This is a genomic window from Cellulosimicrobium arenosum (assembly GCF_014837295.1).
GTDB classification, from domain to species: domain Bacteria; phylum Actinomycetota; class Actinomycetes; order Actinomycetales; family Cellulomonadaceae; genus Cellulosimicrobium; species Cellulosimicrobium arenosum.
Genome location: NZ_JACYHB010000011.1, coordinates 43,287 through 62,212, shown reverse-complemented (window position 1 = coordinate 62,212; position 18,926 = coordinate 43,287). Strand labels below are relative to the sequence as shown.

The 18,926-nt window shown below is 70.7% G+C and carries 17 protein-coding genes and 2 tRNA genes; 3 read left to right on the top strand and 16 right to left on the bottom strand.

The genetic code is table 11. From position 1 onward, the window contains the following. Nucleotides 1-43: 43 nt before the first annotated feature. The 4 genes from IF651_RS13150 to IF651_RS13135 are packed head-to-tail and all read right to left on the bottom strand — an operon-like array spanning nt 44 to nt 2,440. Nucleotides 44-694 carry an aminodeoxychorismate/anthranilate synthase component II gene (locus IF651_RS13150; protein WP_191829579.1) on the bottom strand — a complete coding sequence of 217 codons (651 nt, stop codon included), beginning with the start codon at nt 692-694 and terminating at the stop codon, nt 44-46. Then, nucleotides 691-900 carry a hypothetical protein gene (locus IF651_RS13145; protein ID WP_191829578.1) on the bottom strand — a complete coding sequence of 70 codons (210 nt, stop codon included), beginning with the start codon at nt 898-900 and terminating at the stop codon, nt 691-693. Before IF651_RS13145 ends, IF651_RS13150 begins: the two co-directional genes overlap by 4 nt. Further along, nucleotides 900-1,682, bottom strand: coding sequence for a class E sortase (locus IF651_RS13140; RefSeq protein ID WP_338403955.1), 783 nt, complete (start codon nt 1,680-1,682; stop codon nt 900-902). The genes IF651_RS13145 and IF651_RS13140 overlap by 1 nt, the downstream gene beginning before the upstream one ends. Next, on the bottom strand, nt 1,679-2,440 hold the full coding sequence (locus IF651_RS13135) for a DUF881 domain-containing protein (RefSeq protein ID WP_338403954.1): 762 nt from the start codon (nt 2,438-2,440) through the stop codon (nt 1,679-1,681). The genes IF651_RS13140 and IF651_RS13135 overlap by 4 nt, the downstream gene beginning before the upstream one ends. Before the next feature lie 251 nt (nt 2,441-2,691). Here IF651_RS13135 and IF651_RS13130 point away from each other — a divergent pair, with 251 nt between their 5' ends. Continuing rightward, nucleotides 2,692-2,946 (top strand): cell division protein CrgA, encoded by a 255-nt coding sequence (locus IF651_RS13130; protein ID WP_191829577.1) that lies wholly within the window; start codon nt 2,692-2,694, stop codon nt 2,944-2,946. Nucleotides 2,947-3,026: 80 nt separating this feature from the next. Here IF651_RS13130 and IF651_RS13125 read toward each other — a convergent pair whose 3' ends face one another. Both IF651_RS13125 and IF651_RS13120 read right to left on the bottom strand, forming a co-directional pair. After that, the gene (locus IF651_RS13125; RefSeq protein ID WP_338403953.1) at nt 3,027-3,743 is read right to left on the bottom strand and encodes a rhomboid family intramembrane serine protease; all 717 of its coding nucleotides are present in this window, start codon (nt 3,741-3,743) and stop codon (nt 3,027-3,029) included. A 185-nt stretch (nt 3,744-3,928) separates the two neighbouring features. Next, the gene (locus IF651_RS13120; RefSeq protein WP_191829576.1) at nt 3,929-4,468 is read right to left on the bottom strand and encodes a peptidylprolyl isomerase; all 540 of its coding nucleotides are present in this window, start codon (nt 4,466-4,468) and stop codon (nt 3,929-3,931) included. A gap of 147 nt (nt 4,469-4,615) precedes the next feature. Between IF651_RS13120 and IF651_RS13115 the strand changes: the two genes are divergently transcribed. Next, nucleotides 4,616-5,626 carry a hypothetical protein gene (locus IF651_RS13115; protein ID WP_191829575.1) on the top strand — a complete coding sequence of 337 codons (1,011 nt, stop codon included), beginning with the start codon at nt 4,616-4,618 and terminating at the stop codon, nt 5,624-5,626. A 79-nt stretch (nt 5,627-5,705) separates the two neighbouring features. On the opposite strand, the gene IF651_RS13110 is transcribed toward IF651_RS13115, so the two are convergent. The 6 genes from IF651_RS13110 to gyrB all read right to left on the bottom strand — a co-directional run bounded on the left by IF651_RS13110 (nt 5,706) and on the right by gyrB (nt 11,842). Next, nucleotides 5,706-5,781, bottom strand: a tRNA-Ala gene (locus IF651_RS13110). Between the two features lie 19 nt (nt 5,782-5,800). Next, a complete protein-coding gene (locus IF651_RS17830; protein ID WP_241744436.1) occupies nt 5,801-5,920 on the bottom strand; it encodes a DLW-39 family protein in 120 nt (39 codons plus the stop codon). Nucleotides 5,921-5,947: 27 nt separating this feature from the next. Beyond that, a tRNA-Ile gene (locus IF651_RS13105) sits at nt 5,948-6,021 on the bottom strand. Between the two features lie 110 nt (nt 6,022-6,131). Beyond that, nucleotides 6,132-7,046: a DUF3566 domain-containing protein gene (locus tag IF651_RS17825; RefSeq protein WP_241744434.1), complete on the bottom strand. Its 915-nt coding sequence runs from the start codon at nt 7,044-7,046 to the stop codon at nt 6,132-6,134. Beyond that, nucleotides 7,043-9,667, bottom strand: a complete 2,625-nt coding sequence (gyrA, locus tag IF651_RS13095) for a DNA gyrase subunit A (protein ID WP_338403960.1) — start codon at nt 9,665-9,667, stop codon at nt 7,043-7,045. Before gyrA ends, IF651_RS17825 begins: the two co-directional genes overlap by 4 nt. Before the next feature lie 135 nt (nt 9,668-9,802). Then, on the bottom strand, nt 9,803-11,842 hold the full coding sequence (gene gyrB / locus IF651_RS13090; protein WP_338403959.1) for a DNA topoisomerase (ATP-hydrolyzing) subunit B: 2,040 nt from the start codon (nt 11,840-11,842) through the stop codon (nt 9,803-9,805). Nucleotides 11,843-12,494: 652 nt separating this feature from the next. Here gyrB and IF651_RS13085 point away from each other — a divergent pair. Continuing rightward, nucleotides 12,495-14,039, top strand: coding sequence for a hypothetical protein (locus tag IF651_RS13085; protein WP_191829573.1), 1,545 nt, complete (start codon nt 12,495-12,497; stop codon nt 14,037-14,039). Between the two features lie 73 nt (nt 14,040-14,112). Here IF651_RS13085 and IF651_RS13080 read toward each other — a convergent pair whose 3' ends face one another. The 4 genes from IF651_RS13080 to dnaN all read right to left on the bottom strand — a co-directional run bounded on the left by IF651_RS13080 (nt 14,113) and on the right by dnaN (nt 18,161). Then, the gene (locus IF651_RS13080; protein ID WP_191829572.1) at nt 14,113-14,706 is read right to left on the bottom strand and encodes a DciA family protein; all 594 of its coding nucleotides are present in this window, start codon (nt 14,704-14,706) and stop codon (nt 14,113-14,115) included. Continuing rightward, nucleotides 14,696-15,991, bottom strand: coding sequence for a DNA replication/repair protein RecF (locus IF651_RS13075; RefSeq protein ID WP_191829571.1), 1,296 nt, complete (start codon nt 15,989-15,991; stop codon nt 14,696-14,698). The genes IF651_RS13080 and IF651_RS13075 overlap by 11 nt, the downstream gene beginning before the upstream one ends. Nucleotides 15,992-16,021: 30 nt before the next feature. Then, nucleotides 16,022-16,960: a phosphogluconate dehydrogenase (NAD(+)-dependent, decarboxylating) gene (gnd, locus tag IF651_RS13070; protein ID WP_191829570.1), complete on the bottom strand. Its 939-nt coding sequence runs from the start codon at nt 16,958-16,960 to the stop codon at nt 16,022-16,024. A 70-nt stretch (nt 16,961-17,030) separates the two neighbouring features. Continuing rightward, nucleotides 17,031-18,161 (bottom strand): DNA polymerase III subunit beta, encoded by a 1,131-nt coding sequence (dnaN, locus tag IF651_RS13065; RefSeq protein WP_191829569.1) that lies wholly within the window; start codon nt 18,159-18,161, stop codon nt 17,031-17,033. Nucleotides 18,162-18,926: the final 765 nt, after the last annotated feature.

Genomic DNA, 18,926 nt, shown 5'->3' with positions numbered 1-18,926 from the left:
TGATCGTGGGGCGTGGAGCTGATCGTGGGGCGTGCGGGTCCGCCTACTGGCGCACGAGGGGAGCCATGCCCGCCGAACGCTCGACGGCCCCTTCGAGGCCGCAGGCCTCGAGCCAGTTGGCGAGCAGCCGGTGCCCACCCTCGGTGAGCACGGACTCGGGGTGGAACTGGACGCCGTGGAGCGGCAGCTCGCGGTGCTGCACGGCCATGATCACGCCGGTCGACGTCTCGGCCGTCACCTCGAGCACGGCAGGGACGGTACCGGTCACCACGGCGAGCGAGTGGTAGCGCGTCGCGGTGAACGGCGTGGGCAGTCCGGCGAGGACGCTCGCACCGGAGTGCTCGACGAGGCTCGTCTTGCCGTGCATGAGCTCGGGGGCGTGGGTGACCGTCGCGCCGTACACCTCCGCGAGGGCCTGGTGGCCCAGGCACACCCCGAGCATGGGCGTCGCGGACGCGGCGCACGCCCGGATGACCTGCTCGCTCTGCCCGGCCTCCTTCGGCGTGCCGGGGCCGGGGGAGACGAGGACGCCGTCGAACGGCGTGCCGTCCGTGTCGTGGAAGCGGCCGTCGGCGTCCGGCTCCGACACGGCGTCGTTGCGCACCACGACCGTCTGCGCCCCGAGCTGGTCGAGGTAGCCGACGATCGTGTAGACGAACGAGTCGTAGTTGTCGACGACGAGGATGCGGGTCACCTCAGGACCTCCTGGAGGGATGGGGGTGAGGACGGGACCACGTGGGCCGCCTGGCGGACGTTCGGGTCGTTGAAGGGCATGTGCTCGGCCACGACGGGGAACAGCCACTCGAAGCACGCGAGCACGACGGCCGCCGCGAGGGCCAGGAGCAGCAGGACCCGGAGCCAGGCCGGGCCGGGCAGCGCACGCCACAGGGCGCCGTACATCAGCTCGCCTCCTCGTCTGCCGGCGGTGCGGTCTGCCCGACGAGGTCGGGCGGGGTCCCGTCCGCGACGGGGAGCCAGTAGTCGAGCCGCGCGTTGACGATGAACCGCTGCTGCAACGAGTTGAGGCCGATCGGGTGGCACGTGGTCAGCGTCAGGAGACGCTCGGTGGGCTCGACGCCGGGCTCCCACGGGACGGGCGCCACGGCCTCGACCTGTGACGGCTGGACGGCGCGCATGTCGGTCACCCGATACACGTACCAGACGTCGCCCGCCTGCACGACGAGGGGGTCGTCCGGCTCCAGCTCTTCGACGCGGTGGAAGATCGCGCCGTACGTCATGCGGTGGCCCGCGAGAGCGAAGTTCCCGACGTCGCCCGGCATGACGGTCTCCGGGTAGTGCCCGGCCTCCGCCTTGTCGAGGACCTCGCGCTTGTCCGTGCCCTCGGCGATCGGCATCACCGCGTCGTCCCAGCGCGGGACCTGCAGCGTGCCGAAGACCTCGCCCGCCGCGGGAGGTTCCATGACGGGAGGGTCGTCCCGGCGCACCTGCACCGCGACGTCGGCCGCGTCGGGCGTCGGCGCGTCCAGCTCCTGGAGCGTCTGGGCCTGGACCCGGTCCGCCTGCACGTCCGTCCACCACAGCTGCCAGACGACGTAGAGCCCCAGCAGGACACCGAGGGTGATGAGGATCTCGCCCAGCACCCCGACGACCGCGGACGCACCCCCGCCGCGGCGGCCCGACGGCGCCCGGTGGCGCACCGTGGGCAGGGGAGCGGTGGTCACGACGGCGTCCCGGTGGCCGGACGCGCGTACGTGAGCTCGAGCGCCCCCTCGTACCGTGGCATGTCGATGTCGTCGTCGTCCTGGACGGACCAGCCGAGGCCTACCGCGTCCACGTACTGCTGGTAGATCTGGATGTTCTCCGACCGGTCCAGCGCCGCCCGCATCGCGCTCGGGTCGCCGAGGGCCTCGACCACGTACGGCGGCGAGTACACGCGTCCGTGCAGGAGCAGGATGTTGCCCGCGCAGCGGAACGCCGACGTCGCGGTGACGCGCTGGCCCTGCAGCGTCATCGCCTCGGCCCCGCCGGCCCACAGGGCGTTGACGACGGCCTGCACGTCCTGCTGGTGGACGACGAGCGCGTCGGCGCTAAGCCCCTCGGGGTGGCTCCCGTCCCGCGGCGCGTCGTCGAGCGCGACCGACAGGCCGGGGCCGCTCACCGGCACCGTGCCGGCGGCGACCGCGGTGCGCATGATCTGGTCGCTGTCGACGGCCGGTACCGGCCCCGACGGCGCGGAGAGCGTCTCGATCTCGTCGTTCAGCGAGTCAACGGTGCCCGAGAGCCGTTCGACGCGACCCGACTCGCGGTCGACCAGCTGGGCGAGATTCTCCGGGTGCCGGGACTCCTCGCCCCGAGCGAGCCGCGCGTTCGCGGTGAACATGAGACCGGCGAGGGCGAGCACCAGGGCCACCGTGAGGGTCGATCGGAGGCGACGCGGTCGCTGCCGCGGGCCGGCGGGGACCGGATCCGTCTCGCTCACGGTGCGGTCTCCTTCCCGACGATCCTGTGCCCACGACCCCGCGGATCGGGGCGCGCGTGCGCGTGCGCGCACGCGGATGTACAGCGTAGTCTCTGCGCCCACTACGCTAGACGACGAATGTCGTTGGCGGACAACCCTCCCCGGGCCGCCCGCGACGTACCCACACCATGCACGGTTCCTGCACGACGACGGCAGTCCCGCGACCGCGGGAGACGGCGGCAGGGACCTCACCAGGACAGGAGCCCCTACTCGTGCCCGAGTCGAAGTCCCGCAAGAAGCCGGCCAAGGCCGCCCGCGCCCCCCGCGAGCCCAGGGCGGAGACCGGCAACCCGCGCTGGCTGGTGCCCACCATGCTCACGCTCATGCTGCTCGGGCTCGCCTGGATCGTCCTGTTCTACCTCAGCGGGTCCAGGCAGCTGCCGATCCCGGCGCTGGAGTACTGGAACCTGGCCGTCGGGTTCGCCCTCATCATCGCGGGGTTCGTGCTCACCACCCGCTGGAAGTGACCCGAGTTCCACCGGTGTAGTTCCACACCTGTGAGTAACCCTGGGGATAAGTGTGGGGGCGGGCGTCGGTCGGCGGGCGTTCAGCCGCCGAGGACCTGGGGCACGGTCGCGTACGTGAGCCAGGTCGCGGCCACCAGGCCGATGGCGACGACGCTCGTCACCGCGACAGACACCAGCGTGCGCCGCTCTCGCGGCGCGTAGGCGTAGGCCGCCCCCAGCACGAGCCCGACGACGAGCCCGCCGAGGTGGGCCTGCCACGCGATGCCGGAGAAGAAGAAGCCGATCGCGAAGTTGATCGCGATGAGCACGACGATCTGCATGGCGTTGCGGCCGGTACGCCGCAGCACGAGCAGGATCGCGCCGAACAGACCGAAGACCGCACCCGAGGCGCCCACCACCGGCTGGTACCAGGTCTCGCTCAGCGGCCCGCCCGCGAGCAGCAGGTAGCCGACGGAGCCGCCGATCGCCGACAGCAGGTAGAGCGCGACGAAGCGCCACCGGCCGAGCATCTGCTCGAGGAACGGCCCCGTGATCCACAGGGCGTACATGTTGAACAGGATGTGCAGCGGGCTCGGTGAGTGCAGGAACGCCGACGTCAGGAACCGGTACGGCTCCTGCTCACCGATCACCGGCGCGAACCACCAGAGCCGGGTCCAGTCGCCGCCCGTGACGAGCTGCAGCACCCAGCTCACGACGCACAGCCCGATGATCGTGTAGGTCACGACCGGCGGGCCGCCCCGGACCACGCCCCCCAGGGAGGTGCGCTGCTGCGGGACGCGGCGTGCGGCGTCGTGCACGCAGTCGACGCACTGCACCCCCACCGCGGCGGGTCGCTGGCACTCCGGGCACACCGGACGACCGCAGCGCTGGCACCGCACGTACGACACACGGTCCGGGTGCCGGGGGCACACGGGCGCGGCGGCGGGACCGCCCTGCGGCCCCGCCGATCCGTAGGGCGGTTGCGACGGTGGCTGGGAGATGGTCAGTCCTCGACGGTCACCGAGCTGATGACGACGTCCTCGACGGGACGGTCGCCCGGGCGGGTCGGCGTCTCGTTGATCACGTCCACGACCGCGCGCGACTCGTCGTCGGCGACACGACCGAAGATCGTGTGCTTGCCGTTCAACCACGGGGTGGGGATGGTCGAGATGAAGAACTGCGACCCGTTCGTCCCCTCGGACGCGCCCGTCACGGGGTTGCGGCGCAGGCCGGCGTTCGCCATGGCCAGCAGGTAGGGCTGGTCGAACTGCAGTTCGGGGTGGATCTCGTCGTCGAACGTGTACCCGGGACCGCCGGTGCCGGTACCGAGGGGGCATCCGCCCTGGATCATGAAGTCCTTGATCACGCGGTGGAAGATCAGGCCGTCGAAGAACGGCTCGGAGTGCTCGGCGCCCGTGCGGGGGTCCGTCCAGGCCTTGGAGCCCGAGGCGAGACCGGCGAAGTTCGCCACCGTCTTCGGGGCGTGGTTCGGCAGGAGCTCGACACGAATGTCACCGGCGGACGTGTGAAGGGTTGCGAACATGAGGACCATCCTCGCACGAGTCCCCGGCGCTCTCAGCGGCGTGGCGGACGTCTGAAACCTCGCGGGCGGCGGGCTGTAGTGGCAGAGTGTCGGGGAAACGACAGATTCCGCAACGTCCGTGCCGGACGACGACACCGGGGAGCGCGCATGACCCGTTCTCGCTCAGCGAGCAGCACGATCAAGGATTCTCTCGGGTCGGTGGACACCGACAAGCTGAAGGACCAGGCGGCGACCGCCGCCGCCTCGGCCCAGAACACGGCCGGCCAGCTCGCCGGCCAGGCGAAGGGTGCCGCGACCCAGGCGAAGGAGTGGAGCGTCCCCAAGGTCGAGGCCCTGGTGGAATGGCTCCAGCCGCGCCTCGAGAAGGCGTGGCAGGACAGCGTCCAGGCGGCGGCGCCGCGCGTCGAGAAGGCCGCCGACAAGGCCGGCCCGGCGATCGACACCGCCCACGACAAGCTCGTCGACGACCTCCTGCCGAAGCTCGTCGCCAGCTTCAACGCGGCGGCCGAGGCAGCTGCTGCCGCTGCCGAGCGGGCCGCGGAGAGCGCGGCCGACGCGACGGCGGCGGCGGGCGCGGTCTCGCGCAAGCAGGCCAAGAAGCTCGCCAAGCAGGCGAAGGACGCCGCGAAGGACGCCGGCAAGCACGCCGGGAAGGCGTCCAAGAAGGCCGGCAAGCAGGCCCAGAAGGCCTCGAAGGACGGCTCGAAGGGGAAGGCGTTCCTGTGGGTCGCCGCGGGCGTCACGGCCGCGGGCGTCGGGTACGTCCTCTACCAGCGTGCGCAGCCGCAGTCCGACCCGTGGGCCGAGCCCTGGGAGCAGGAGCAGCAGCGCAACGGCCTGGACGACGCGCGCCAGGCGGTGGGTCACGCCGCCGAGTCCCTCGGCGAGGCGGCGGGCAGCGCGGTCGCCAAGGGCAAGGAGGCGTCGGACAAGCTCGCGGACCGTGCGACCGAGGTCCGCGAGGACGTCAGCGACCGTGTGTCCGAGGCGAAGGACGCCGCGAAGAAGGCGACGAGCCGCACCCGCCGCAAGGTGGGGGACGCCGCGGACAGCGCGGCCGACGGTGCGGAGAAGGCCGCTGATGCAGCCGAGACGCAGATCGACGCCGCCGTGGACAGGGCGGACGACGCCGCGAAGAAGGCGGACGACGCCGGCTGACCCGCACGACCGGGCCGGTACGACCGAGGGCCCCGCACCGTGAAGTCGGTGCGGGGCCCTCGGTCTGTTCCTCGAGCTGTGGTGGAGCCAGGGGGACTCGAACCCCCAACCCCCTGCTTGCAAAGCAGGTGCGCTACCAATTGCGCCATGGCCCCGTGCGCCGGCCAGGCGCGGTCACTCGAACGTGTCGGTGACTTCCGCCCAGAGGTCACGCTCCGCGTTGTCCTCCTGGTACTTGCGCCACACCAGGTAACCGGCGCCGGCGGCGAGCAGCAGGACGAGCAGCTTCTTCATACGTTCCCCCTCGAGTGGGATCGGCAGTGGGCCTAAGAGGACTTGAACCTCTGACCTCTTCCTTATCAGGGAAGCGCTCTAACCGTCTGAGCTATAGGCCCGAGCCGTGCGTTGGCGACCGTGTCGCACGCAGGCAGCGCTTGAGGTTACCCCACCGGGCCGGGCTTGCCCAAACCGAGCACGCGCCGGACCAGGTGCGGACCTGGAGCGGTCAGTCGTCGGTCAGCGTGAGGTGCACCCCGCCGACCAGCGACGCCACGATGTTGTACAGGAACGCGGTGATCGTGGACAGCGCCGTGATGATGACCACGTTGACGACCCCGACCAGGGTCGCGAGCGAGATCACCCGGCCGAACGCGACGTACTGGCGCACGTTGACGTCGGTCTCGGTCCCGACGATCTGCTGCACGAAGTCCTCGATCTTGATGAAGACGTGCATGCCGTCGAGGACGTACCAGACGACCGCGGTCGCGACGACCGTCATGATGCCGATCGCGACGGCCAGCAGGAACCCCAGCTTCATCGCGGACCAGGGGTCGATCCGCGACAGGGCGAGGCGGACCCGACGAGGGCCGTCGGTCCGGGCCGTCGCCGTCGTCTCGGTGGCCGGCTGCGCGGTGCCGCTGACGCCCGTCGCGGTGCCGGACAGCCCCGGAGCCGAGTAGTGCATGGTCGAGGCCGCACCCGCGCCGACGGCGGACGTGGCGCCCGGCGTGCGACGCACCGTGGGGTCGTCGTCGACCGCGTGCTCCGGCGGCGCGGCCGGCATCGCCGAACCGACCTTCTTCGCCGCGGTCTTCGCCGCGGCGATCGCCGCGGCCGCGGCCTTGACCGCACCCGTCCGCGCGACCGAGACCCGGCTCTCGCCGGCGGCGCGCTCCATGCCGTCGTCCTCGTCGTGCTGCGGCTGCGGCGCGGTGCCGACGGACGGTGCCGTGGACGAACCGTTGCCGGAGGCCGGCGGCGGGGGAGGAGGCGGGACCGGTCGCTCCGTGGCCACGCTCGAGCCGCGGTCGTCCGCGTGCGCGCCGGTCCGCCCGGAGTACCCGTGGCCGGAGCTCGCGTCAGGGCGCGGTGCTGTCGACCGCGGCGTGATCGCCGGAGGTGCGTTGTTCTCGCTGCTCATCTGGTTTCCTCGGTGGTTCCGGGGGCTGTGTCGGTCCCTCCGGCCTCCTCGGCCGTAGCGGTCTGATCCACGTCGTGCGCGGCCTCCGTCGACGCATCGGTCGACACGTCGTCTGCGACCACGGTATCCCGATCCTCTCCGAGGCGACGTTCGACGTTCCGCGCGACCGCGATGATGCGGTCGCCCTTGTCGGGCTTGGCGAACGTCACCCCCTGGGTGTTCCGGCCGGTCAGGTTCACCTCGTCGACCGCCGACCGCACGATCTTGCCCCGTTCCATGATGACCAGGACCTCGTCGTCGGACTCTGTCACCAGAGCCCCCACAAGATCTCCACGAGCCTCGACCAGGTTCGCGACCTTGATGCCGAGTCCGCCGCGACCCTGGACGCGGTACTCGTCCAGGCGGGTGCGCTTGGCGAACCCGCCCTCGGTCACCACGAACAGGTTCGCACCTGGCTCGACCACGTCCGCCGACAGCAGCTCGTCGTCGGCCCGGAACTTCATGCCCGTGACGCCCGACGTGGCGCGCCCGAGCGGGCGCATCGTCTCGTCGCCCGCCGGGAAGCGGATCGACTGCCCCTTGCGCGAGACCAGGATGAGGTCGTCGGTCGCGTCGACGAGCAGCGCGGCGACGAGCTCGTCCGGTGTGCCGTGCTCGTCCTCACGCAGGTTGATGGCGATCAGACCACCCGAGCGCGGCGAGTCGTACTCCATGAGGCGCGTCTTCTTGACCAGGCCCCGCCGGGTGGCGAGCACCAGGTAGTCGGCCGTGTCGTAGTCGCGCAGGTCCAGGACCTGCGCGATCTTCTCGCCCGGCTGGAACGCCATGAGGTTCGCGACGTGCTGGCCCTTGGCGTCCCGACCTCCCTCGGGCAGCTCGTAGGCCTTCGCCCGGTACACGCGGCCGAGGTTGGTGAAGAACAGCAGCCAGTGGTGGGTGGTCGTGACGAAGAAGTGGTCGACGATGTCGTCCTCGCGCAGCTGTGCGCCGCGCACTCCCTTGCCCCCGCGCTTCTGCGCCCGGTAGCTGTCGCTGCGCGTGCGCTTGACGTACCCGCCACGCGTGATGGTGACGACCATCTCCTCCTCGGCGATGAGGTCCTCGATCGAGACGTCGCCGTCGAACGGCAGGATCGTCGTGCGTCGCTCGTCGCCGTAGCGGTTGACGATCTCGCGCAGCTCGTCGCCCACGATGCTCCGCTGGCGCTCGGGCTTGGCGAGGATGTCCTCGTAGTCGAGGATCTTGCGCTCGAGCTCGTCGTGCTCGTCGGTGATCCGCTGCCGCTCCAGGGCAGCGAGGCGGCGCAGCTGCAGGTTGAGGATCGCGGTGGCCTGGACCTCGTCCACACCGAGCAGCTCCATGAGGCCGGCACGTGCCCGGTCGGCGTCGGGGGAGCGCCGGATGAGGGCGATGACCTCGTCGAGCGCGTCGAGCGCCTTGAGGTAGCCGCGCAGGATGTGGATCTGCTTCTCGGCGTCCGCGAGCAGGTACCGCGTCCGGCGCTGGACGACGTCGAGCTGGTGCGCGGTCCAGTGCCGGACGAAGGCGTCGAGGCTCAGCGTGCGCGGCACGCCGTCGACGAGCGCGAGCATGTTCGCGCCGAACGTGTCCTGCAGCTGGGTGTGCTTGTAGAGGTTGTTCAGCACGACCTTCGCGACGGCGTCACGCTTGAGCACGACGACGAGCCGCTGCCCCGTCCGGCCCGAGGTCTCGTCGCGGATGTCCGCGATGCCGTTGACCCGACCCTCCTTGACGAGGTCGGCGATCTTCGCCGCCAGGTTGTCCGGGTTGACCTGGTACGGCAGCTCCGTGACGACAAGGCAGATCCTGTTCTGGATCTCCTCGACGTTGACCACCGCGCGCATGGTGATCGAGCCGCGGCCCGTGCGGTACGCCTCGTCGATGCCCTTGTGGCCGAGGATCGTCGCGCCGGTGGGGAAGTCCGGGCCCTTGATGCGCTGCAGGAGCTCTGCGAGCAGCTCCTCGCGCGACGCCTCCGGGTTCGCGAGGTGCCAGTGCACGCCGTCGGCGACCTCGCGCAGGTTGTGCGGCGGGATGTTCGTCGCCATGCCCACCGCGATGCCCGCGGAGCCGTTGACCAGCAGGTTCGGGAAGCGCGACGGGAGGATCGCCGGCTCCTGGGTGCGGCCGTCGTAGTTGTCCTGGAAGTCGACGGTGTCCTTGTCGATGTCCCGGACCATCTCCATGGCGATGGGGGCCATGCGGCACTCGGTGTACCGGGGGGCGGCCGCCGGGTCGTTGCCGGGGGAGCCGAAGTTCCCCTGACCCGCGACGAGCGGGTACCGCAGGGACCAGTCCTGGACGAGGCGGACGAGCGCGTCGTAGATCGCGCTGTCGCCGTGCGGGTGGAACTTGCCCATGACGTCGCCGACGACCCGCGAGCACTTGGAGAACGCGCGGTCGGGGCGGTAGCCGCCGTCGTACATCGCGTACAGCACCCGGCGGTGGACCGGCTTGAGCCCGTCCCGGACCTCCGGGAGAGCACGCCCCACGATGACGCTCATCGCGTAGTCGAGGTACGAGCGCTGCATCTCGAGCTGCAGGTCGACCTGCTCGATGCGCCCGTGCTGCACCGCGACCGCGGTGCCGTCGGCGTGCACGACCTCCTCGACGCCGTCCGCGCCGTCGGCCCCGTCAGCTCCGTCGCCGGGCCCGGTCGGGGGAGTCTGCTCGTCGCTCACGCTCTACCTCGTTCGTTCGTCTCTACGTGCTGCTGTCGCCGCGTGCGGTCGGTGCTAGATGTCAAGGAAGCGCACGTCCTTGGCGTTGCGCTGGATGAAGCTTCGGCGTGACTCGACGTCCTCGCCCATGAGGACGGAGAAGATCTCGTCCGCGGCCGCGGCGTCGTCCATGGTGACCTGCAGCAGCGTGCGGTGCTCCGGGTCCATCGTCGTGTCCCACAGCTCCGAGTAGTCCATCTCGCCCAGACCCTTGTAGCGCTGGATCCCGTTGTCCTTGGGGATCCGCTTGCCGTCGGCGAGGCCCGCCTTGAGGAACGCGTCCCGCTCGCGGTCGGAGTACACGTAGTCGTGCGGCGCGTTGGACCACTTGAGCCGGTACAGCGGCGGCTGCGCGAGGTACACGTGACCGTTCTCGATGAGCGGGCGCATGTACCGGAACAGCAGGGTGAGCAGGAGCGTCGCGATGTGCTGGCCGTCGACGTCGGCGTCCGCCATGAGGACGATCTTGTGGTACCTGAGCTTGCCCAGGTCGAAGTCCTCGCCGATCCCGGTGCCGAAGGCGGTGATGATCGACTGGACCTCCTGGTTCGACAGGGCCCGGTCGAGGCGTGCGCGCTCGACGTTGAGGATCTTGCCTCGGATCGGCAGGATTGCCTGCGTCTCCGGGTTCCGCCCGCGGACCGCCGACCCGCCGGCGGAGTCGCCCTCGACGATGAAGACCTCGCAGTCCGCGGCGCGGTTCGACTGGCAGTCGCGCAGCTTGCCGGGCATACCGCCCGACTCGAGGAGACCCTTGCGGCGCGTCGCCTCCCGGGCCTTGCGGGCCGCGAGCCGCGCCTGGGAGGCCTGGATCGCCTTGCGGATGATGTCGCGCGCCTCGGTGGGGTGCGAGTCGAACCAGTCCGTCAGCTGCTCGTGGACCACGCGCTGGACGAAGGTCTTGGCCTCGGTGTTGCCGAGCTTCGTCTTGGTCTGGCCCTCGAACTGGGGCTCGCCCAGCTTGACGGAGACGACGGCGGTGAGTCCCTCGCGGATGTCGTCGCCCGTGAGGTTCTCGTCCTTCTCCTTGAGGATCGTCTTCTCCCGCGCATAGCGGTTGACCAAGGACGTCATCGCCGCACGGAAGCCCTCCTCGTGCGTGCCGCCCTCCGTCGTCGCGATCGTGTTCGCGTAGGTGTGCACCGACTCGGAGTAGGCGTTCGTCCACTGCAGGGCGATCTCGACCGCGATCCGGCGCTCGGTGTCCTCCGCCTCGAAGTCGATCACCTCGGCGTGGACGAGCTCGACCTTCTTGGCCGAGTTGAGGTGCGTGACGTAGTCGACGAGCCCGCCGTCGTACTTGTACGACACGGTGCGCGCGGTCGGTGCAGGACGTGCGGAGCCCTCCGGACGGGCATCCGCCGGGCCCCCGTCGGGCGCGGTCTCGGTGACTGCGGCGTCCGCGGTCGGCGTCGCGTCCTCACCGGTGACCTCATCGCCCGTGTCGAGGTGCTCCGGACGCTCGTCCGTCAGGTTGATCCGTAGGCCCTTGTTGAGGAACGCGTACTGCTGGAACCTCGCACGGAGCGTCTCGAAGTCGAACTCCGTGGTCTCGAAGATCTCCGGGTCGGCCCAGAAGGTCTGCGACGTCCCCGTTGCCGAGGTGGCCTCTCCCCGCACCAGCTCGGTCACGGGCTCGCCACCGTTCGCGAACGTCTGCGACCACGTGTACCCGTCCCGCCTGACCACGGTCTCGACCTTGCGGGAGAGCGCGTTGACGACGGAGATGCCCACGCCGTGCAGTCCGCCGGAGACGGCGTACCCGCCGCCGCCGAACTTGCCGCCCGCGTGCAGGATGGTCATGACGACCTCGACGGTCGGACGGTTCTCCGTCGGGTGCATCGCGACGGGGATGCCACGACCGTTGTCCACGACGCGTACACCTCCGTCGGCGAGAAGTGTCACGTCGATCGTGTCGGCGTGCCCCGCGAGCGCCTCGTCCACAGAGTTGTCCACAACCTCCGTCACGAGGTGGTGGAGGCCGCGGGCGCCGGTGGACCCGATGTACATACCGGGTCGCTTGCGAACCGCCTCGAGGCCTTCCAGGACGGTGATGTTCCCGGCGTCGTAGCCTGTGGCCGAGGGTGCTGGGCCGGTGGCGCCGCTCGCGCCGCCGGTGTCGGCGGCCCCGACGGCTGGTTGCAGGCTGGCTGGGTCGATGTGCTCTGCCACGGGCAGGACTGCTCCTCGTCGTCTGGCACGTGAGGCACGTTTCCGCAGGATATCCCCGGGCAACGGTCATTCACGGCTCACAGGTTCCGGGCCTGCACCACGATCGCTCGTACCGTCCCGAGGCGAGTTCCGAGGTGTGCTGGTCGATGAGCAGCACACCTGGGACGAGCCAGGAGGACGTCCTGTGCGGGCGCGTGATGACAAGACCCGGAATGACCTCCACAGTCTACCCGCCACGGGCCGAGAACCGCGGATCTGCGGCACCATGACGCGGATCCCACGACGACGGTGCGTGAGTCTCCCTCGCTCCGGTCGTCGTTCTCCACCTCAGTTATCCACAGGCCCCTGTGTACGGGCGCGGAGCGACCCCCGCAGTCGCCCTGGCGCGCTCCGTGACCAGACCGTTATGCGCAGAACTCCGGACAAATGGTTGGATGTCATGTACTCATACCATTCGCCCGGTGATCACGCATGTCGTGTGACGCCCCGACAGCGAAGGACCCCCGACACCGTGAAGAGACTCCTCGCGAGCGCTGTGACCGCAGCACTCGCACTGGGCGGGATCGCCGTCGCCACGGCGGCACCGGCCTCGGCCCACACTCCGCGGATCACCGCCGACTGCGACTCGATCGACGTCGACCTGACCTCCTACGCCCCCGGTGAGAACCAGATCTCGGTGACCATCGACGGCGAGACGGTCGACGAGACGTTCGACCGGGAGCTCATGACCAGCTACCGGCTCGAGCCGCCCACCACCTCGCACGAGTGGAGCGTCGACGTGGTCGCGTGGGACGACCCCGACGGCTCCCGCGGCTACGGCGCGCACGTGACCGGGACATCGCAGCCGTGCGACACCGATCTTCCCGACGACGCCCGCGTCCAGGTGGGCGTCTACGTCTACCCCAAGCTCGACTCCACGCAGCCCGCGTCCTGGGAGAACTCGGGACTCCAGGGGATCGTCACCAGCGAGCAGATCACGCTGCCCCCGCACCCCGAGCAGAAGAAGTGGCTCGTCGCACCGCTGGACCTCGACGAGGTGCGCGCTGTCGCACGCACGATCGACGCGGACGTCACGACGGCCGAGCTGTGCACCGAGTGGGGGATCCAGCAGGACCTGGTCGGAAGGGCCACGAACGACTACCAGCTGCCGGCCGTCATCGAGAGGGCCACGAACACCGGGATCTTCCCGGAGGGCTACCTGCTCGGCGACGACCACCAGGACGTCGGCGCGCTGCTCCCGCAGGGCGCGTGCGACACGACACCGGTCCAGGAGTCGGTCGTCCCGGCACCCCCGACGGTCTCCCAGACGTGCGAGTCCGACGACGTCGCCATGACCCTGCCGACGACCGACGGCATCGCCTACGCGGCGCAGGGCGGGATCGTCACCGCCACGCCGCTCGAGGGGTACACCTTCGGGAGCGACCTCGGCGGGTACACCTCGTCCGACGACGGCACGAGCGCCACGCTCGCCCTCGCGGACGTGGCGCTCGAGGTCGCGGACTGCGATCTCGTCCCGGGCGAGATCCAGGCCGTCTGCGAGAGCGACGTCCCCTACCTCGGCTACGGCGTCAGCCTCCCCGAGGGCTACACCACGGCGGACGAGACGCCGCTGACGATCACGTTCGTGGCCCCGGAGGGCGAGGACGACTACGTCGTCACCGACCAGCCGCTGACCGGCTCGATCCTGTGGCCCGGCGCCTCCGACGTCGAGCCCCGGCAGTGGCCGGGCTGGATGCAGACGGACGACGGCAGCTACGTCGAGACCGACGGCAACTACGCGTGGACCCGGACGGGTGCGACCGTGCTGTTCGAGGTCAACCCGTCGTACTCCACGATCGTGGAGTACCCGGAGGCGACGAGCACCTGCGCCAACCCGCCGGTCACCGAGGCGGAGCTCGTGAGCGACGACGACACCACGACCGACGGAGCGCCGGGCGGCTCCACCGAGGTCGACGCCGAGACCACCGGGCCGGCGCTCGCGTCGACCGGCGCGACGGTCGCGGGCGCGGCCGGCCTCGCCCTCCTCCTGGTCGGCGGCGGTGTCCTCGTGTTCTGGCTGCGCCGCCGCGTGCAGGCGTGACATCGGGCCGGTGATCACCGGGTGACCGACGAGAAGGGCCCGCTGCGATCGACCCGCAGCGGGCCCTTCCGGGTCACCCCCACGTGTCGCGCGGGCCGGGACCGCGCACCGAGCGTGGTCCCCGGCGGAAGCTCGGTCCCGCCGGCCCGAGCACGGTCACGGTCTCCACGACGCCCTCGCCGACCTCGTCGGCGAGCCGCTGCAGCAGCTGCGGAACGAGGAGACGCACCTGCGTGGCCCACGCCGTCGAGTCCGCGCGGACCACGAGGACCTTGTCCTCGAACGTCTCCGGCTGGCAGTGCTCCGCCATCTGGTCCCCCACGACCTCTCGCCAACGGCCGATCACGCCCCCCACGGACACGTCCGCGACCCAGTCCCGCTCGTGCAGCAGCCGCGCCAGGGTGTCCGCGACGCGTTGCGGGTCGCGGGCCCCAGGACGGGCGCCCGACGACGGCGGGTCCGCGAGGATGCGACGGCGCGGTTCCTGCCCCGGCCGCAGCCCTTTCGCCCGTGCGGCCGCCTTGGCACGGTTCAGCGCCTGCCGGGCGACCTCGGCCGGGGGGGTGAGGTCGACGACGTGCCCGACCGGTACGCCCGTGGCACGGGGCGGTGCGTCCGCGTCGTCGGTGTCGTCTCCCGGGGTCGGGTCCGGTCCGTCAGTCGACACGAGCGACCGTCCCGTTCTCGACCGCGAACCGCGCTCCGGCGAGGAGGGCGGGGACGTCGTCGGGCACCGCTGCGGTGATGATGACCTGTCCCGCGCCCGCGACGAGCTCGGCGAGGCGATCCCGACGGCGGACGTCGAGCTCCGCGAAGACGTCGTCCAGGACGAGGATCGGCTCGCTGTCGCTGCCCCAGTCGTCGGCCCAGAGAAGCGAGTCGTGGCCCTGCGGTGCGCCCTCCTTCAGGAGGCGGTACGACGCGAGGCGCAGTGCGAGCGCGAAGGACCAGGACTCCCCGTGGCTCGCGTAGCCCTTGGCCGGGAGACCGCCGAGCTGCAGGTCGAGGTCGTCGCGGTGCGGTCCGACGAGGTTGACGCCACGGTCGAGCTCCTTGTCGCGGACCGCGCCGAGGGCGTCGAGCATCCGCTGCTCGAGCACGTCCGCGGTCGGCACGTCCGTGTCCGTGGTGTCGACGGCGTCGTCGACCGACGACCGGTAGGTGATCCGGGCCTCTCCCTGCCCGGAGCTGACGTCCTCGTACGCCTGGGCGACGTAGGGCCCCAGCGCGGCGACGAGCTGACGACGCAGCGCGGTCAGCTGGCCACCGAGCTCTGCAAGGCGCGAGTCCCACACGTCGAGGGTCGCGAGTGCCGCCGACTCCGGGTCGTCCACGGCACCGGATCCGGCTGGTCCGGCAGAATCATGAGGGTCGCCGGCCGGGGGAGAGCTCACCGGTGGTGCCGGCCGGGCGCGACGCTTCCCGCGCCCGCGGCCCCGGACGACGCTCGCCGACTTGAGCAGGGCCCCGCGCTGACGCAGCACCCGGTCGTAGTCCGTCACGAGGCCCGCCACGCGCGGGACGAGCAGCACCGCGAGCTGGTCCAGGAACCTCCGCCGGCCGTCGGGGTCCCCCTTCACCAGGGCGAGGTCCTCCGGCGCGAACAGCACGGTGCGCGCGATACCGAGGACATCCCGCGGCCTGGACGCGGGCGACCTGTTGATGCGCGCGCGGTTGGCCTTCCCGGTCGTGATCTCGAGCTCGATCGTGCTCGCCCGGTCGCCTCGGACGACACGCGTGCGGACGACGGCGCGTGCTGCCCCCGCCCGGACCAGCGGGGCGTCCCCGGCGACGCGGTGGCTGCCGAGGGTCGCGACGTACCCGAGCGCCTCGACGAGGTTGGTCTTGCCCTGCCCGTTGGGACCGATGAGCGCGTTCACGCCGGGCACGAGCTCGACATCGACCGTCTCGTAGGAGCGGAAGTCGATCAGGGAGAGGTGCGAGAAGTACATACCGATGGGTGCGGGACGGGTCCGTCCCGGTCAGGCGGGTGGCTCGAGGGGGCCGGCACCGGGCGACGTAGGACCGGCCGCCCGGACCGCGTGCCCGCCGAACTGCTGACGGAGCGCGGCGACGGCCTTCATCGCGGGTGAGGACTGCTGCCGCGAGGCGAACCGTGCGAACAGCGCCGCCGAGATGACGGGGAGAGGTACGGCGTTGTCGATGGCCTCGTCGACGGTCCACCGCCCCTCGCCGGAGTCGTCCACCCAGTCGGTGATCTCGGCGAGGCTAGGGTCCTCCTCGAGCGCACGGACGAAGAGGTCGAGCAGCCACGAACGGACCACGGTGCCGCGGGTCCAGGCCTTCATCGTGCCGTGGACGTCCGTCACGAGTCCCTTCTTCGCCGCGAGGAGCTCGTAGCCCTCCGCGTACGCCTGCATCAGCCCGTACTCGATGCCGTTGTGGACCATCTTCGCGAAGTGCCCGGCCCCGACCTCGCCGGCGTGGACGAATCCCTCCTCGCGGGGACCGTCCGGTCGCAGGGCGTCGAACACGGGCATCGCCGTCTCGACGACGTCCCGGTCGCCACCGACCATGAGCCCGTACCCGTTGTCGAGCCCCCAGACACCGCCGGAGACGCCGACGTCGATGTAGCCGATCCCCTTCTCGGCAAGCTGGGCGGCGCGCTCCTGGTCCTCGACGTAGTGGGAGTTGCCGCCCTCGATCACGACGTCGCCCGAGCCCAGGAGACCCGCCAGGGCGTCCACGGAGCTGCGCGTCGGCTCGCCGGCAGGGACCATCACCCACACCACGCGGGGCTCGTCCGACGGGAGTGCCGCGACCAGGTCGGCGAGCGACGCGACGTCGGACACCTCCGGTCGAGGGTCGTAGCCCGTGACCTCGATCCCCGCGGCGCGGACCCGCGACCGCATGTTGTCGCCCATCTTCCCGAGACCGACGAGTCCGATCCTGCTGACCATGGAAGACCTCCTGTGGCGGGTGGGGCTGACTGCTACCGAGGGGTGAGCCGCCGGTGGGCGGGTGTGCTCGTCAACCCGCGAACCGGATGGGGACGAGCAGGTAGCGGTAGGCGGAGGAGGCGTCGCCGTCGAGCGAACCCTGACCCGTGAACTCCACGGGCTTGTTGGGGTGCGTGAACCCGAGCCGCACGAAGTCGGTACCCAGTGCGCCCAGACCGTCCAGCAGGAACTGGGGGTTGAACGCGACCGAGATGTCCTCGCCGACGAGGACGGCCTCGAGCGCCTCCGAGGCCTGCGCGTCGTCGCCCTGCCCGGCGTCGAGCACGACCTGTCCCTCGGTGAACGAGAGGCGGATCGGGGTGTTGCGCTCGGCGACGAGCGCGACGCGCTTCGCCGCCTCGATCAGCGGCGCCGTGGGGACCACCGCGTGGATCGGGGTCTCGTCCGGGAAGAGCCGGCGCACGGCCGGGTAGTCGCCGTCGACGAGCTGCGACGTGGTGTGGCGGCCGCCGGCCTCGAAGCCGATCAGGTCGACGCCCGACCCGGTGTTCAGACCGACGTTCACGAGGCCGGAGCCGCCGAGCGACTTGGCGACGTCGTTCAGCGTGCGGGCCCGCACGAGCGCGATCGCGGAGAAGCTCGGTGTGACCGGGGTCCACGTCATCTCACGCAGCGCGAGCCGGTACCGGTCGGTGGCGAGCAGGGTGATGCGCTCACCGTCGATCTCGACCCGGACACCGGTCAGGAGAGGCAGCGTGTCGTCACGGCTCGCCGCGACGGTCACCTGCGCGACGGCGTGCGTGAACTCGTCGCCGGAGCAGGTGCCCGAGAGCTCGGGCATGGGCGGGAGCGCGGGGTACTCCTCGACCGGCATCGTCAGGAGCGTGAACCTGCTCGCCCCGCAGGTGACGGTGACCTTGCTGCCCTCGAGGACGACGTCGACCGGCTTGGCGGGCAGCGCGCGCGAGATCTCGGCGAGCAGCCGTCCGGACACGAGGACCGTCCCGGGCTCGCTGACCTCGGCAGGGATCTCGGAGCGGGCCGAGACCTCGTAGTCGAAGCTCGAGAGACCGATCGTGCCGGTCGCGTCCGCCTCGATGCGGACGCCCGCGAGGACCGGGGCCGGAGGTCGCGTCGGCAGGGTCCGTGCCGTCCAGGTCACCGCGTCGGCCAGGACATCACGCTCAACCCGGAACTTCATCCCACACCCTCTCGTCCCACATCCAGGATCGGACTCGATCTTCACATGTTCCACGCCAGCGCGCCGAGCGGACGGGTCCGTGCGGTCCGTCCGTGCTGCCACCTCGCACCGAGCGCGAGGGCGGTCCGGTACGTGCGGTGCTGGTGCGGGCGTGTCAGACGACCTGTCGTGCATGAACCCTACGCGAGGACGGTGTCGGGAGAAACCGTAGAAGGCAGACGTTCTCGGCACCGTGCATCGGGGCGTGCTCCTGACGAGGGGGCGCGTGAGGAAGCGGCTCGGAGCCTGATGAAGGCGTGTGGATTTCCCCGTGAGAGAGATGGTTCGTCGTCGTCGTCGCAGCTGTGGAATCCGTGGAGATCAGGTTGATGTGCAGGTCAGAGGACATTCTTGCTTGTGGAAGAGGTGGGGGACCCAATGTGGGTAACTCGCGGAGCCTGTGGGTGAGGCCTCTTCGCCCACACGTTGTCCACCGCGATGTGGGTGGTTGTCCACACTCTGGGTGGAGTCGTCCACAGTTATCCACAGGTGTGCGCACAGGGCCGACGGTCGGTGCGCTCGGAGGGTGAGGTTCGCGGGTCCTGCGTCCACAGGAACACGGGGGATAACACCAGCGAACCGGCGGGAATCGGACGATTGTCCAGGACAGATGGCGACTGTGATCGTTGCGGGACGGCCGCTCCCGAGTCCGCGTGCTGCCTGTGGACGCCTGTGGACAAGTCGGTCCACACGTTGTGTACGGAAGCGTCGGACGACAGATCTGGG

Bases quoted from the DNA above. Each gene is read 5' to 3' on its own strand.
- IF651_RS13145 (WP_191829578.1), bottom strand. From the start codon at position 900: ATGTACGGCGCCCTGTGGCGTGCGCTGCCCGGCCCGGCCTGGCTCCGG.
- IF651_RS13120 (WP_191829576.1), bottom strand. From the start codon at position 4,468: ATGTTCGCAACCCTTCACACGTCCGCCGGTGACATTCGTGTCGAGCTC.
- IF651_RS13115 (WP_191829575.1), top strand. From the start codon at position 4,616: ATGACCCGTTCTCGCTCAGCGAGCAGCACGATCAAGGATTCTCTCGGG.
- IF651_RS17830 (WP_241744436.1), bottom strand. From the start codon at position 5,920: ATGAAGAAGCTGCTCGTCCTGCTGCTCGCCGCCGGCGCCGGTTACCTG.
- IF651_RS17825 (WP_241744434.1), bottom strand. From the start codon at position 7,046: ATGAGCAGCGAGAACAACGCACCTCCGGCGATCACGCCGCGGTCGACA.
- IF651_RS13075 (WP_191829571.1), bottom strand. From the start codon at position 15,991: ATGTACTTCTCGCACCTCTCCCTGATCGACTTCCGCTCCTACGAGACG.
- gnd (WP_191829570.1), bottom strand. From the start codon at position 16,960: ATGGTCAGCAGGATCGGACTCGTCGGTCTCGGGAAGATGGGCGACAAC.
- dnaN (WP_191829569.1), bottom strand. From the start codon at position 18,161: ATGAAGTTCCGGGTTGAGCGTGATGTCCTGGCCGACGCGGTGACCTGG.